The 13,788-nt window shown below is 62.1% G+C and carries 14 protein-coding genes; 2 read left to right on the top strand and 12 right to left on the bottom strand.

What is annotated here, in order from left to right; translation table 11 throughout:
- Positions 1-497: 497 nt before the first annotated feature.
- The gene (locus tag QRO95_RS06360) at positions 498-1,061 is read left to right on the top strand and encodes a cyclin-dependent kinase inhibitor 3 family protein (protein ID WP_049441974.1); all 564 of its coding nucleotides are present in this window, start codon (positions 498-500) and stop codon (positions 1,059-1,061) included.
- Between the two features lie 268 nt (positions 1,062-1,329).
- On the opposite strand, the gene QRO95_RS06365 is transcribed toward QRO95_RS06360, so the two are convergent.
- Positions 1,330-1,944: a hypothetical protein gene (locus QRO95_RS06365; protein ID WP_046984185.1), complete on the bottom strand. Its 615-nt coding sequence runs from the start codon at positions 1,942-1,944 to the stop codon at positions 1,330-1,332.
- A gap of 62 nt (positions 1,945-2,006) precedes the next feature.
- On the opposite strand from QRO95_RS06365, the gene QRO95_RS06370 reads away from it, so the two are divergent.
- The gene (locus QRO95_RS06370) at positions 2,007-2,282 is read left to right on the top strand and encodes a hypothetical protein (RefSeq protein WP_046984184.1); all 276 of its coding nucleotides are present in this window, start codon (positions 2,007-2,009) and stop codon (positions 2,280-2,282) included.
- Positions 2,283-2,421: 139 nt separating this feature from the next.
- Here QRO95_RS06370 and QRO95_RS06375 read toward each other — a convergent pair whose 3' ends face one another.
- The 11 genes from QRO95_RS06375 to QRO95_RS06425 form a co-directional block, all read right to left on the bottom strand.
- Positions 2,422-2,667, bottom strand: coding sequence for a hypothetical protein (locus QRO95_RS06375; protein WP_046984183.1), 246 nt, complete (start codon positions 2,665-2,667; stop codon positions 2,422-2,424).
- A 41-nt stretch (positions 2,668-2,708) separates the two neighbouring features.
- Positions 2,709-3,350, bottom strand: a complete 642-nt coding sequence (locus QRO95_RS06380) for a hypothetical protein (protein WP_046984182.1) — start codon at positions 3,348-3,350, stop codon at positions 2,709-2,711.
- 19 nt (positions 3,351-3,369) lie between these two features.
- Positions 3,370-4,101, bottom strand: coding sequence for a HupE/UreJ family protein (locus QRO95_RS06385; protein ID WP_257945070.1), 732 nt, complete (start codon positions 4,099-4,101; stop codon positions 3,370-3,372).
- Complete coding sequence (locus QRO95_RS06390) at positions 4,098-7,235, bottom strand: efflux RND transporter permease subunit (RefSeq protein ID WP_046984180.1); 3,138 nt, start codon at positions 7,233-7,235, stop codon at positions 4,098-4,100. The genes QRO95_RS06385 and QRO95_RS06390 overlap by 4 nt, the downstream gene beginning before the upstream one ends.
- Before the next feature lie 10 nt (positions 7,236-7,245).
- Positions 7,246-8,478, bottom strand: coding sequence for an efflux RND transporter periplasmic adaptor subunit (locus tag QRO95_RS06395; protein ID WP_285301997.1), 1,233 nt, complete (start codon positions 8,476-8,478; stop codon positions 7,246-7,248).
- The gene (locus tag QRO95_RS06400; RefSeq protein ID WP_176422360.1) at positions 8,475-9,725 is read right to left on the bottom strand and encodes a TolC family protein; all 1,251 of its coding nucleotides are present in this window, start codon (positions 9,723-9,725) and stop codon (positions 8,475-8,477) included. Before QRO95_RS06400 ends, QRO95_RS06395 begins: the two co-directional genes overlap by 4 nt.
- An 87-nt stretch (positions 9,726-9,812) precedes the next feature.
- The gene (locus tag QRO95_RS06405) at positions 9,813-10,178 is read right to left on the bottom strand and encodes a hypothetical protein (protein ID WP_046984178.1); all 366 of its coding nucleotides are present in this window, start codon (positions 10,176-10,178) and stop codon (positions 9,813-9,815) included.
- 103 nt (positions 10,179-10,281) lie between these two features.
- The gene (locus QRO95_RS06410; protein WP_046984177.1) at positions 10,282-10,932 is read right to left on the bottom strand and encodes a hypothetical protein; all 651 of its coding nucleotides are present in this window, start codon (positions 10,930-10,932) and stop codon (positions 10,282-10,284) included.
- Between the two features lie 23 nt (positions 10,933-10,955).
- On the bottom strand, positions 10,956-11,654 hold the full coding sequence (locus QRO95_RS06415) for a HupE/UreJ family protein (protein ID WP_404830336.1): 699 nt from the start codon (positions 11,652-11,654) through the stop codon (positions 10,956-10,958).
- 286 nt (positions 11,655-11,940) lie between these two features.
- Positions 11,941-12,291 carry a hypothetical protein gene (locus tag QRO95_RS06420; RefSeq protein WP_049444365.1) on the bottom strand — a complete coding sequence of 117 codons (351 nt, stop codon included), beginning with the start codon at positions 12,289-12,291 and terminating at the stop codon, positions 11,941-11,943.
- 123 nt (positions 12,292-12,414) lie between these two features.
- Positions 12,415-13,749 (bottom strand): MFS transporter, encoded by a 1,335-nt coding sequence (locus QRO95_RS06425; RefSeq protein WP_046984174.1) that lies wholly within the window; start codon positions 13,747-13,749, stop codon positions 12,415-12,417.
- Positions 13,750-13,788 lie beyond the last annotated feature (39 nt).

The following is a 13,788-nucleotide window of genomic DNA, read 5'->3' on the forward strand; positions in this document are numbered from 1 at the left end:
TCTCCAATGCGGTCAGCCAAATTCCTCGACCAGGACTTCGGGATTTCCTAGATTATGCTAGAACCACCTTTGATGAGGTTGTGCTTTTCACAACGGTATCTCGGCATATGTCGCTAAGAATCGCCTTACTTCTGGCTGAGGAAGGCCATGTGCCTGGCTGGTTCACAGGGGTCCGCTACGTCGAATGGACTGGGCCTACCAAGGACCTTCGATTCGTGTCTCCACTACTTGGCCAAGCTCTGCTGCTTGACGACCACCGCCCCTACATCCACCGGGGTCAACACAAGTTCTGGGTTGAGGCCCCGCTATTCGCATCACCGTACCTTGCTGATGACAGTGGGTTGCAGGCCGCCCAGCGACGCATCGGGGAGAGAGTGTCGCTGCTTTCTAGCTCGCCTGACTAAGCATCAATCGAAGCCATCGCGCCAGAGCCGCAGACGAAGCCACGTCTAGGTTCTCTGCATGACAGAGCGCGCCATTCAATCGCCGGAGTCAGCGTGACTAGAACCAGTCTTTCCCACCCCCTTCAGATTGCGACTCTCCCGGTTGGCCATTGCGGTGGGGCCATCGGGGTGACGTTCGCGCCTGGCAAGCATCAAGTCACAGCTATGACCGGATCGTGGTCGCGAGACTTGGATATGGACCTTCAAGCTATAAGTTCATGGGGCGCAAGTCATCTCATCAGTCTAATTGAGCCTTGGGAGTTCGAGGATCTTCAGATCGCCGCTCTGCCAGAGCGTGCAGCAGACCATGGTCTACGGTGGTACGGACTGCCGATCGTGGATGGCGCCGCGCCCGATTACGGGTTCCTCCAGCGATGGAAGGAGTTGGAGACGTCCATCTGCAACGCGCTACTTAACGGCAAACGGGTTGTCGTCCATTGCAAGGGCGGACTTGGCAGAGCAGGCACTGTCGCCTGCATGCTTCTCCTCAGCACCAAGACTTCCCTGAGCAGCGAGGATGCGATCAGGCGCGTGAGAATGGTACGCCTTGGTGCCGTTGAGACATTGGAGCAAGAGGAGTTCCTGCACAACTGGGCATCTGCCTCACATCACCTCTAGGGAAGCACTGATCAGCTTCCTGTCCTTCTGATAAGACCAACCCCAACGTGTCGCTGCTGAGGATCGTCGCGTTAGGAGAGGGCGCGGCAGCAGCCGGCGCAAGTCAGTATCGGGCGACTGACCAATGCCCGGCTTCGGTCAGAAGACGATAGCCCCCTCCCCCGATAGATCTTTCTTATCCACGACTAGCCTTGAGCCTACTGGTCCCGCGGAGAAGAGAAATAAGGGGCGGGCGGATTCTGGCGTTAGCCGGATTGCCGCCAACGACCTAGATCTCTCCAAGATCCTTGAGCACGGCCTGTCCCTTCTGCAAGAACCCAGCCAGCAACCGGCCTCCCGCCACTCGCCGGCCAAGTTGCTCATTGAGGTAGCTGGCCTGCAGGCGTGCGTGGGCCAGCAGATCCTTCTGGGCCATGCTAGGAATCACGGCCCGGAGCGGTTCGCCTGGTGAGGCCAGCTGCCCCCGGATCGGCTGGACCACGCAAGGGTGCTGGCTGCCGCTCTTGGCATATGCCGTGGCCATCATCCGGTCGCTCTTCGACGACCAGCCACCAAACACCAACTCGGTCCCGAGCTGCTCGATCGGTAATCCTGCCTCGGCTGCCGCCTTCTCGTAGTTCGGCCACAGCTGGTCCACCACCAACCCCAGCTCGGCAGATAACTGTTCCATTGTGAAATCTGCGCGGTAGCTAGCCTGCAGCGCCAGCTCATAAATGCGAAGGAAGAACTGCGTAGAACCTCGCGTAGCAAACATCAGGTTGTGCTGAGGGATCAGCAGCAGCTTTGCCCCGGCGGAATGTGCCCCTGTGAGAGCATCCTCTGCCAAGGTATCCACGGCGACGACAAGGTGATCACGAGTGAGCAGAAGGTTGAGGATGCTCATGGCGGACTCGTCCAGATGTTCGCAAACTATCGCCTTCCCACCCCTTGCCTGTCCAGACTGCCATGACCTCCGAGATCACAGAAATCCTTGAGCGCCTCCACGCTTGCGAGGCCGCACTTGAGATGCACCGCGGCTACCTCAAAGCAATGGAGTATGGGTTGCGGGTTTCGTTTCTAACACACCAAGACCCGGTGATTCTGCTCGACACGTGGACCAGACTGCTCCCCTCGATCGCCCATAGCCACGAGAGGGAGGGCAGCCAGCAATTCGCCGCCGCATTCCAGCAGTCCCTGACAGTTCTCACTGAGCAGATCGGCACCGAGTGCAAGAGACCCTAAGCAGCCAAGGCGTACGGCTCAACGAGGCGGGCAATGTCCGATCTCGGCCAGAAACGGACGTCCCAGCACACGGTGCCTGCACTGCGACTTCTGCATCAATGTGGCCCGACACTTACAGCCGGGCCACATTGCCCACCGCTTACTTCTTCTTAGCGCCCGAAGCCGCCTCGGCGTCGCAACGCTCCTTCAATGCCTTGGTCTGAGAGTCATTCAGATCAACCTTGTACTTCGATCGATCAGCCAGCTGCTCGCACGTCTTTGGCTTAGCTTGTGGCGCGGCGGCCGGCACCGGATCGGCATGCAAGGCAGGATCGTGGGCAGATGCGCCTGAGGACCATGTCAGGCCGGCAACGAGGCATACAGCGAACGTATAACGCAGTTTCATGGATTGACTCCTGGGTTGGTTCCGGCGGAATGCCGGGGGTGTTACGGCTGATACAGGTCGGCCTGATAGCCATTCAGTTCGATTGTGATGATCACCGGCGAGGTACCTCGGTTCTGCCAATACCAGCCATGTGTTCCATCGAAGGGAGCGATGAAAGTCCCCTCTGCTTTCGATTGGGCGCCCTCTACGGCGTAGCTGGTCCAGGCTCCCTTCACGTCAGGTCTCTCGCCATGCATGTCCACGGCAACCGGAGCGCTGGATGTCCAGCGGAACAGCATTCCTGCACCCGTGGTCATGTGGGACTTCAGCTCCATGCCTTTGCCTGGCTCGATTTCGATGGTCATGGTGTCCTGACGCAGCGCGCCAGAACCAAAACCTACAGCCGCTGGATCAAGGGATTGCCCCTTGTTCTCTCCGAAGGCGACCTTGGCCTTCTCGGACAAGGCCGCAATGGCTTCCGGGCGCCCATTTGAGGTTTGAGGAACGGCTTCAGATGCGGAGGAATCGCCGCTCGCGGCCAGCGCATCCAAACCGAGGGCACGACCCACGCCAGTCGGGTCAATGCCGTACTCGGCGGGCAGTACGGTAGTGATCAGAATCACACCAGCGACCGCCACGGCGAGCGCGGTCGATTTGAGCAGTCGGCGAGTGCTGGGAAGTTGCTGATTGATGGAAATGGACATTGAAAGCCTCGATCAAAGGTCAGGAAACGAAGTAGCCCGTCAGTTGCATGCCCATCAGCACGAAGCCGGCACACATCAGGACGGTATTGATGCTGTAGGCCTGCCGATGGAAGGACGGCAGGCGACGCCAGAAGCCCATCAGAATCAGGATGCCGGCCAAGGCCAGCAGCTGGCCCAGCTCCACGCCGACGTTGAACGCCAGCATGTTGGGCACCAGCCCGTCAGCGGACAGGGTGAAATCCTGCAACTTCGTTGCCAATCCGAAGCCATGGAAGAAGCCGAAGATCAGCACGGCTGCTTTGGTGTTGGGCTGCACGCCGAACCAGCGCTTGAACGCCCCCATGTTGTCCAGTGCCTTGTAGACCACTGACAGTCCGATGATGGCGTCCACCACGTAGGCATTCACGTGGAAGCCACCCAACACGCCCAGCAGCAGCGTCGTGCTGTGACCAATGGCGAACAAGGTCACGTAGATGCTGACATCACGCATCCGGTACAGGAAGAAGATCACCCCGAACAGAAACAGCAGGTGGTCGTACCCTGTGACCATGTGCTTGGCACCCAGGTAGGTAAATGCAATCAGCTGGGTGCCCGTGCTGTCCTCCAGGAAGGCTTGGTCACCCTCACTGACACCGTGGGCGAACGCAGCCCAGGGAATCAACAGCGCGGCCAGCAGGAGGAGCCACGACAACGGTCTGTTCAACGGAATCAAGCGTAGGTTCCTCAACGTTGGAAAAAGGGAAAGCGTCATTCGGCTTCATCCTTGGACGTATCGCCCTCGCGATGGATGAGGCGGTAAAGCGCAGGAAGCACCAGCAGCGTCAGAAGCGTGGACGAGACGATGCCGCCGATGACCACCGTGGCGAGAGGACGCTGTACTTCAGCGCCGGCACCGACGTTCAGTGCCATGGGCAGGAAGCCCAGGCTGGCGACCAGGGCAGTCATCAGCACAGGTCGCAAGCGTCCCGCTGCCCCCTCGCTGACAGCGCGGTGGAGAGGCACACCCTGTTCCCGCAGGCTTTTGATGAAGCTGATCATCACCAGGCCGTTCAGTACCGCCACGCCCGAAAGCGCGATGAACCCGACACCGGCCGAGATGGACAGCGGAATGTCACGCAGCCACAGAGCCGCCACACCGCCGGTAAGGGCGAGCGGCACGCCGCTGAAAACGATGGCGGCATCACGTCCCGAACCAAACGCCATGAACAGCAGGCCGAAGATCATCACCAGCACTACGGGCACCACCACCATCAGCCGCTCGCTGGCCGAGATGAGCTGCTGGAACGTGCCGCCATACTCCACCCAGTAACCTTCAGGCAGCTGGACTTCATCTCCGACGGCGGCGCGCAGCTCCTCGACGAACGAGCCGAGATCGCGTCCGCGGACGTTGCTGGTGATAACCACACGCCGCTTGCCGTTCTCGCGGCTGATCTGATTCGGGCCTGGAGCCACCTCAACCTTGGCCAGCTGCCCCAGCGGAACGAAACCGCGATCAGCATCGGCCTCTGTCGAACCTGACACCGGTACAGGCAGTGATTCCAGCGTGCGCGTGTCCTGACGCAGGTTCTCGGGCAGCCGCACGACGATGTCGAAACGACGATCACCTTCGAATACTTGGCCAACGGACTCCCCACCCAATGCGACCGATACGGTCTTCTGCACATCGTCGATTGCCACGCCATAGCGCGCCAACGCGTCCAGGTCAGGCGTAATGGTCATCAACGGAAGGCCCGAGACCTGCTCCAGCTTCACGTCCGCTGCGCCGGTGATCCGGTTGGCAACGTCCTCGATCTGGCTGCCGATCTGTGCGAGTTGATCCAGATCGTCGCCATAGAGCTTGATCGCCACTTCCGCGCGCACGCCGGCGATCAGCTCATTCATGCGCATCTGCACCGGCTGAGTGAACTCGTAGTTGTTGCCGGGGATGGCTCTGACGGTCTTCTCCAGCTCGGCAATCAGCTGGGCCTTTGGTTTGCGCGGGTCCGGCCACTGGTCCCGATCCTTGAGCATGATGAAGGTGTCGGCGACCGACGGAGGCATCGGGTCGGTCGCCACCTCGGCAGTACCGATCTTGGCCACCACCTCGTCGACTTCAGGGAACTGCTTGATGGCAGCTTCCAGCTGGCGTTGCATGCCGATGGCTTGGGTAAGGCTGGTTCCGGGGATGCGCAGCGCGTGCAGGGCGATATCGCCTTCATCCAGGTTGGGGATGAACTCTGTACCCATGCGACTGGCACCGATGCCGGCCACCACGGTAAGTGCAACCGCTGCGCCGACCACCCACCTACGGGCACTGACCGCCCGCTCCAGCAGAGGGCCATACAGGCGGGTTACGCCACGCATGACCTTGGTTTCCTTCTCGGACACCTTGCCGGTGACGAACTGCGCCACGGCAGCCGGCACGAACGTCAGCGACAACGCCATGGCACCGGTGAGGGCGATTACCACGGTCAAGGCCATGGGATGGAACATCTTTCCTTCCACACCCGACAACGCGAAGATCGGGATGTACACCGCCGCGATGATGAACAGACCGAACAGGCTGGGCTTGATGACCTCGGCGCTTGCCGAAGCGGCCAGGGAGAATCGCTCCTCGCGCGTTAACAGGCGTCCCAGCGCATGCTGGCGTTCACCGAAGCGGCGCAGGCAGTTCTCCACGATGATGACCGCGCCGTCCACGATCAGGCCAAAGTCGAGCGCACCGAGGCTCATCAGGTTGGCCGATACCCGGTTCTGCACCATTCCGGAGATCGTTAGCAGCATGGTCAACGGGATGACCGCAGCGGTGATGAGCGCGGCGCGCAGATTGCCCAGCAGCAGGAACAGCACCGCGATGACCAGCAGCGCGCCCTCCAGGAGGTTCTTCTTCACCGTTTCAATGGTGCGATCCACCAGCTCGGTTCGGTCATACACCGGGTGTGCACGAACGCCCTCGGGCAGCGTGCCGTCGATCTCCTTCAGCTTGGCAGCGGTGCGCTGGGCAACGGCCCGGCTGTTCTCGCCGATCAGCATGAAGGCCGTGCCAAGCACAACTTCCTTGCCATCCTTGGTGGCGGCGCCGGTCCGCAGCTCGGTGCCTTCGTGGACATCAGCAAGATCGCCTACTCGCAGCGGCAGCCCCTCACGATTGGCCACCACGATCTTGCGCAGGCCGTCCATGTCGGCAACCTGCCCAGGCACGCGTACCAGGTATTGCTCGCCGCTCTTCTCGATGTAGCCCGCACCGACGTTCGCATTGCTGCGGGCAACGGCCTCCATGACGTCCTGCAGGGTCAGGCCATAGGCCTGCAGCTTGCGGGGGTCTGGCGTGATATGGAACTGGCGGACGTAACCGCCCACGGTGTTGACCTCGGTCACGCCCTTCAGGTGCCGCATCTGCGGGCGTACCACCCAGTCCTGCAGGGTACGCAGTGCCATTGGCGTCCAGGTTTTCTCAGCTCCTGGTTCGGCCTCCACGGTGTACATGAAGATTTCGCCCAGGCCCGTGGCAACCGGTCCCAGTGTTGGCTTCAGGCCATTGGGCAACTGGGAGGCCGCCTGCTGCAGACGCTCAGCAACCTGCTGGCGGGCGAAGTAGATATCTGTCCCATCCTCGAATACCACGGTCACCTGCGAAAGGCCGTAGCGCGAGATTGAGCGTGTGTACTCCAGACGTGCCAACCCGGCCAGTGCGGTTTCAACCGGGAAAGTCACGCGCTGCTCGGCTTCCAGTGGCGAATAGCCAGGGGCTTCGGTGTTGATCTGTACCTGTACATTGGTAATGTCAGGCACGGCGTCGATGGGAAGCTTGCTGTAGTTCCAGATGCCCAGGCCGGACAGCGCCAGCACGAGCAGCAGCACAAGCCATCGATGCGCGATGGACGCGCGAATGATTCGCTCTAGCATGGGATGCCCCTCAGTGATCGTGGCTCGCGCCAGACTTTTCGATGTCCGCGCGAATCAGGTAGCTTTGCTCGCTGACATAACGGGTACCGGGCTTGAGGCCACCGAGTACCTCGACCAGCTGCCCATCGCGCTTGCCGAGCTCAAGCATGCGCACCTCATACGTGTCGCCCACCTGTGCGAAGACCACGGTGAAGTCACGGAAGCGCTGCAGCCCGGATTCCTTGACTGCCAACGGGACCTGGGTTTCGGACAACACGACCTCGGCCGACACGGCCATACCCGGGCGCCACCGGCCGTCTTCATTGGGGATGCTGACCCGTGCGACTACGCTTTGGCCGGCACTGGCCAAGGGGAGCAGGCTCTGCACCCGTCCTTGGGTTTCATGGGCGCCAGTGGCTGAGCGAAGCGTCACCACCTGGCCTGCAGCAAGCCGCTCGGCGTCGGTGCCCAGTGCCCGCAGGTCTACCCATACCTCGGAGAGGTCGGCGATCTCGAACAACGTGTTGTCTGCCGCCACGTCCCCAACGCTGGTATTACGCGCCAACACAATTCCGCCAAACGGCGCGATGACGGCATAGCTGCGCATGCTGTCGTTGCCTTCCACCGTGGCCAGAGTCTGGCCCGCACTGACTCGCTGGCCCATCTCGACTGCAACGCTGCGCACCACGCCGGGAAAGCGTGCTTTCACTGCGGCTTGCCGCGCCGTGTTGACCGTCACGTTGCCCATCAAGGTCACTGTGTCGCGGATGCTGGCACTGCCTGCTGCTTCCACCACGATGCCCGCGTCCTTAGCTGCTTGTGGTTCGATTCGCGTACGGCCTTCATAGGAGGGGTAGTTCCAGCGATGGGACTTGCCTGCTGCGGTGGCTTCGGCCACCACATCGAACGAGTGCGGCTCAGTGACCTCCCCACTGCCGACGAGGTAGCCGTTCTCCGGCTTGAAGCTGAAGGTATTGACCTCGCCGTCCAGACGCTTGAGCTGCATGCTCGCCTGCACTTCGGAAGGCGGAATCGGTTTGTCGTTGCGATACGCGTAAAGACGGAAGTGTGGCGGCGTGTTGGTTTCGTAAACGGTGATCTCGAGGGCAAAATCGCCGTCACGCAGCATGCGCCCTCGATTCGGCCCTCGTTCGTAGTCGGCGGATGCGGCAGCTGTCTCGGTAGAGGCTTCGGTCGCGGCTTTGTCACCGCCGCAGGGGGAAAGGACCAAGGGGAACATGATCAGGAATGCGTAGCGGTTCATGGGCGGATGTCCAGAGCGGAGGCGGTGAGGCGATCTGCCTCGACCAGCAGTCGGAGATAGCGGGCGGCGGCTTCAACTTCGCGCTCGCGAAGGTCGAACAGGGTCTTCTGCGCCTGGCCCAGCGCCAGATAGGAGAATCGGCCCTCCTCGAAGCCGCGCCGGCTCTGCTTCAGTGCTGCCTCGGCCTTGGGCAGCTGGCGTTCGCGTACCGACTCGACCTCCAGCTGCGCTTGCCGCAATTGCTGGTAGATATCGAAAAGTTCCTGTTGCAGTTCAACGGCCTGCGCTTGGCGCCGGGCACTGAGGGCAGACAGCTCGTGGTCGACTTCAGAAACGGAATACGCTGATCGCTTGCGGCTGCCCAATGGGACAGAAACCGACATCACCAATCCGCTGTCTTTGGTGGCTTCCAGCCGGCGAATGCCCAGGCCCACGCTGACATCTGGCCGGGCGGCGGCAAGCGCCACGTTACGGCGCGCGGTCAGCACGCCTGCCTGGGACTCAAGAAGCTGTTGCTGAGGTGTCGAAGGCAGCTTCGCGGCCATCGCCTGGAACTGCTCAAGGGGGGGCAGCACCGAGGTATCACCAGCGACGGCGCCAAAGTCGACCGTCAACGCACCCCATGAAGCTGCGAGCGCATGGCGTGTCGACTCCAGACGCTCCAGCGCCTGATCGCGCTTGAGTTCGGCGTCGGCAACTGCGATTTCTGCCGCTCGCAGGTCGGAATCAGGATTGCGCGCCGCCGAGACCCAACGCCCGACCTCTCGCTGCAGGGCGCGCGCCATCGCGATGCGCTCCTGCGCGTGTTCCACATGCTCCTGCGCGGCCAGCACATCGATGAACCGTCCTGCGGCTCGGGTGGCGATGGTTACGCGAGTCACGTCCCCTGCCCGTTGGGCCGCGTCGATCTCCGCGCCGCCCAATGCCTGTCGCGCAGCGCGCTTGCCGCCGAGTTCCAGCAGGCGGGATACGCGGAACGTTGCCTCAGCGGCATCCATCCCTGAAACGCTGCCGCTGCCAGCAACGTTCTCCAGTTCCCCGCCCAGAATGATGGGCGCCGGCAGGCCCTCCCGGGCTGCACGGCTGCGGGTTGCCTCCAGCTGGGCGGCATCAGCTGCGGCGCTCGGATGACTGCCCAGGGCGCGGGCGACCGCTTCCTCCAGGCGCAGAACTTCGGCGGCATGGCCAGGCACGGCCATACCGCAGGCGCCGGCAATGGCCAGCGCCCACACACTACGGAATTTCACGGAAGCCTCCGGAAAGATGTTAGAACAACGCGCTGCCGCCCGCTAAGGCAGGCAGCAGAACAGGCCGCGCGGACGCGGCAGGCGTTGTCAGACGATCGGAGGCCGGAAGGGCGAGGCGGGATAACCCAAAGGCACGCGCAGCAGCCGCAATGCGGGCACGTCGGCGCTCAGTGCGAGAGCGACTACCTGGTGGTGGCCATTGAACAGGCTCCCTGCGAAGCTTGCGTCTGCCTGGTGCAGCACGCTGTGCGCACCAGAGGCGTGGTCGTCGTCGAGGTTGTCACTGGCTCCGGCCGGATGGGAATGCCCATGGTCGAACGCAGCGGCGATGTCGTGCTCCAGACCATGCAGTTCGCTCAGCTGGATCACCATCGGCCGCGCCACAACACTCAGCAGCATCAGCGCGAAAAGGCTGATGCGGGCGAGCACACGGTGGCGGGCGGAAAGACGCATGGGATCTAGGGTAAATGTGGCACGTGGCCTTGTCGAGATGGTAGGACGAATGTTTGCAGAGGAGCGTACCCGGCTGCCCCGGGCACGCCCTCCTGGCCTGGTCTTACATTTTCTTCAGCTGTTCATACTGCCCGCCCGTACGCAGCAGCAGGGTGACCGGTTCCTCGCCGCGATTGCGCCAGAACCAGCCGTGGTTGCCCGTAAAGGCGGCCAGAAGTACGCCCTGGTCGGACGCCTCACCTCGCCCCTTCTCATAGCTGATCGCACGACCACCGCCGTCACCATGGGTGTCGAAGTTCACCACCCCGCCCTGGACCGACCAAGTGTAGGTCGCACGCTCGCCTTCCTTCATGGAAAGCTTGATTTCGGTACCCTGACCGGGCGCCAGCACGACTTCGGCTTCGTCACGCCATTCCGTGGCTGCGGGCGCTGAGGCCGAAGCAGCGGCCGGCTTGGGAGTGACTTCGACTGTCTGGCGATCCCGCGTGGAGACCTGGGTGAGCACGGCGAGGCCCTCCTCGGCCCGGGCATCCATGGCCGCATCCGCTGCGGCTTCTTCGGACAGTTGCTGCTTGATCTGTCCCATCTCGGTCAGACCCAGCATTCGGCCTATACCCAACGGATCCACGGCGTGTTCCGCAGGCAGCACGACACCGATGAGAAGCACGACGGCGATGCCGGCGGCGATGAGGGTAGTGCGCGCCAGCTGGCGGCTGCTGGGGAGGTCACTTTCGAGGGGCTTGCTGTTGTACATGATGGTAGGGATCTCTCAAGGATTCAGGAAATGGCGTAGCCGGTCAGCTGCATGCCGATCAGGACGAAACCTGCGCAGAGCATTGCCGCGTTGGCGAAGTAGGCGTGCTTGAAGAAGCTGGCGGTGCGGCGCCAGTAGCCCATCACAATCAGGATGGCGCCCAGGGCAAGCATCTGCCCCATTTCCACCCCGACGTTGAAGGCGAGCAGGTTCGGAAGAAGACCATCGGGGGAGATGTCGTACTCGATGATCTTGGTGGACAGGCCAAAGCCATGGAACAGTCCGAACACCAGTGTCGCGACCTTGGTATTGGGCTGGAAGCCGAACCAACGCTGGTAGGCACCGAGGTTGTCCAGCGCCTTGTAGACCACTGACAAGCCGATGATCGCATCGATGAGATAGCTGTTGATGCCCACATTGAAGAGCACACCCAGCAGCATCGTCGTGGAATGACCGATGGCAAACAGGGTGACGTACAGCGCGACATGCTTCATCCGGTAAAGGAAGAAGATCACGCCCAGCAGGAACAGAATGTGGTCATACCCGGTGGCCATGTGCTTGGCGCCCAGGTAAGCGAAGGCGATCAGATTTACCCCTGATATCTCTTGGATGTAACCCTTGTCGCCCTCGGCGATGGCATGCGCCAGAGCACCATCGGCAGTGAAAACAAGTAGCAACATGGTTATCGCTGCGAGCAGCGTGCGCGGCCAGTGCGACGGCATGGCCATGGGATGGGTACGGGTGGATAACCCGGAATGTGGTCTGGGGATCATGATGGAGTTCTTGAGTGACATGACATGCCACGGACCTCCGCGCCGCGCCCCGCCACAGGCGCACGGCAACGCCATGCAGATGTGTGCCAGGGCACGCATGCACGTCGTTACCGCGCGGTGGCGCAGGAGTCAGCCGGATCGTGGCCGGAATACAGAGGGGAACTGCGATGCGTCTAGCCGCAAGCCAGCCGCACGCCCGCAGAAAGCAGGCAGCGCGGCAGACATGCGCCCGGCATCAGGCCGCGACGATGGGAGGCCTGAACAACGATGAGCAGTGATGGGCAATGAACGCTGCCTGGCGATGCCAGGGGTGCGCACCACGGCCGATGGCTGGATCGTGGAGTGCTACGTCCAGCAGGATGCCAAGTGACCCGCCCAGATCGGACTGGTGCAGCACGCCATGGCCGCCCGACGCGTGCAGAGGATCCCGATCTGCAGCATCACGATCGCCCGCGTGCGGATGTCCATGTTCGGCTGCGGTCTGCACCATGTGCTGCAGACCATGCAGCTCGCCAAGATGATTCAGCACCGGGCGCAGGAACATGCTCGCCACCAGCATCAGAAAGATGCTGGTGAGCAGTCGCACATTCGATATCCGGCGCAGTGATGTCATGCTCAAAGACTAGTGTGTTGCTGGATCAAAGTCGACACGAAAAAGGGGGGGTGTTCAGCGTGCGCGCGCTACTGGGCATCTCTGGTGACTCGTCGTTCATCCGGGCCAACGGGTATGGTTGTCATCGATGACAAAACGGTGCGAGTGGCCTTGTTCCGTATGCGCGTGTTCCTGCATGTGCGGGTGGTCCGCAGGGAGATCATCATGTCGGTGGGTGATTGCGTCAGGATCATTCGCAGGCCAGGTACGCCAGGCGAATAGAAGCCCCGCGCAGGCCACCACCGCGAGCGCCAGAACCGCCACCGGCATGCCCAGGCGTGCCCCCACGGTACCGGCCAGTGGGTAGGCAATCAGCCAGCAGACGTGGGAAAGCGAGAACTGCGCGGCGAACAGGAAAGGAAGGTCAGTGGACTCTGCCGAGCGCCGTAGCAGCCGGCCGCCTGGTGTCACCAAGCCGGCGTAGCTCATGCCCAGCAATGCCCAGCCGGACAGCACCAGGGGCCAGCCGATCGCGGAGGGCGTCAGCCACCACGTAACCCCCAAGGCGGTAAGCACCGCAAGCATCATGCTGGCTGCAGAGAGCATCACGCGACGGTCCGGTACGCGGTCCAGTACCTTGGGAAGAACCAACGCCATCAGCATCGAGCCGCCGCCGAACGCAGCCAGGGCCCAGGCGACCTGGGCTTCAGCACCGCCCAGCACGTTGCGCACGACCACCACCGTATTGACGAATACCATCGCACCACCCGCGGCAGCGCACAGGTTCAGCGCCAGCAGGCCTTTCAGTCGAGGCGTCTTCAGATAGATACGCATGCCACGGATGGCCCGTGCATAGGGGCCTTCCTTGCGCGGCGAGGCTGCAACGAAGGGGAATGCCGTGACCACGACCAGCAGCGCTGAGCAGACGAAGCCCACCGACGTACCGGCGAAAAGGCCATGGAAGCTGATCAGTGTCAGCAGGGCCGCCGCCAGCGCAGGGCTGAGCAGGCTTTCCAGGTCATACGCCAGCCGCGACAAGGACAATGCACGGGTGTAGTCGCGCTCTTCCTTGAGGATTTCCGGAATGGTCGATTGGAACAGCGGCGTGAAGCAGGCTGATGCCGACTGCAGAAGAGCGATGAGCAGGTACACCTGCCAGATCTGATTCACGAAAGGCAGGCACAGTGCCGCGGCCGCGCGCACCAGATCAAGCCCGATCAGGACCGGCTTACGCAGATTGGCTGGCACGACCGCGCCGGACATAGGCGCGAGCAGGACGTAGACCACCATCTTGATGGCCAGTGCCGTGCCGAGCACCTGGCCGGCCTGCGCGCCGGCCAGGTCATAGGCGAGCAGCGAAAGCGCCACGGTCGCCAAGCCAGTACCGACCAACGCAATCACCTGGGCAGCGAACAGATTCCTGAAGGTCGGAAAACGGAGAACCTCGATCATGGCTGTCCTCGGAGGAATGGAGTGCAGAAATGCCAATAC

The sequence above is a fragment of the Stenotrophomonas maltophilia group sp. Smal13 genome (genome assembly GCF_030236855.1).
Lineage (GTDB): Bacteria > Pseudomonadota > Gammaproteobacteria > Xanthomonadales > Xanthomonadaceae > Stenotrophomonas > Stenotrophomonas maltophilia_A.

Excerpts from the sequence above, each read along its gene's own strand:
- QRO95_RS06365 (WP_046984185.1), bottom strand. The coding sequence starts at position 1,944 with ATGAGCATCCTCAACCTTCTGCTCACTCGTGATCACCTTGTCGTCGCC.
- QRO95_RS06370 (WP_046984184.1), top strand. The coding sequence starts at position 2,007 with ATGACCTCCGAGATCACAGAAATCCTTGAGCGCCTCCACGCTTGCGAG.
- QRO95_RS06375 (WP_046984183.1), bottom strand. The coding sequence starts at position 2,667 with ATGAAACTGCGTTATACGTTCGCTGTATGCCTCGTTGCCGGCCTGACA.
- QRO95_RS06380 (WP_046984182.1), bottom strand. The coding sequence starts at position 3,350 with ATGTCCATTTCCATCAATCAGCAACTTCCCAGCACTCGCCGACTGCTC.
- QRO95_RS06385 (WP_257945070.1), bottom strand. The coding sequence starts at position 4,101 with ATGACGCTTTCCCTTTTTCCAACGTTGAGGAACCTACGCTTGATTCCG.
- QRO95_RS06390 (WP_046984180.1), bottom strand. The coding sequence starts at position 7,235 with ATGCTAGAGCGAATCATTCGCGCGTCCATCGCGCATCGATGGCTTGTG.
- QRO95_RS06395 (WP_285301997.1), bottom strand. The coding sequence starts at position 8,478 with ATGAACCGCTACGCATTCCTGATCATGTTCCCCTTGGTCCTTTCCCCC.
- QRO95_RS06405 (WP_046984178.1), bottom strand. The coding sequence starts at position 10,178 with ATGCGTCTTTCCGCCCGCCACCGTGTGCTCGCCCGCATCAGCCTTTTC.
- QRO95_RS06410 (WP_046984177.1), bottom strand. The coding sequence starts at position 10,932 with ATGTACAACAGCAAGCCCCTCGAAAGTGACCTCCCCAGCAGCCGCCAG.
- QRO95_RS06415 (WP_404830336.1), bottom strand. The coding sequence starts at position 11,654 with ATGCCGTCGCACTGGCCGCGCACGCTGCTCGCAGCGATAACCATGTTG.
- QRO95_RS06425 (WP_046984174.1), bottom strand. The coding sequence starts at position 13,749 with ATGATCGAGGTTCTCCGTTTTCCGACCTTCAGGAATCTGTTCGCTGCC.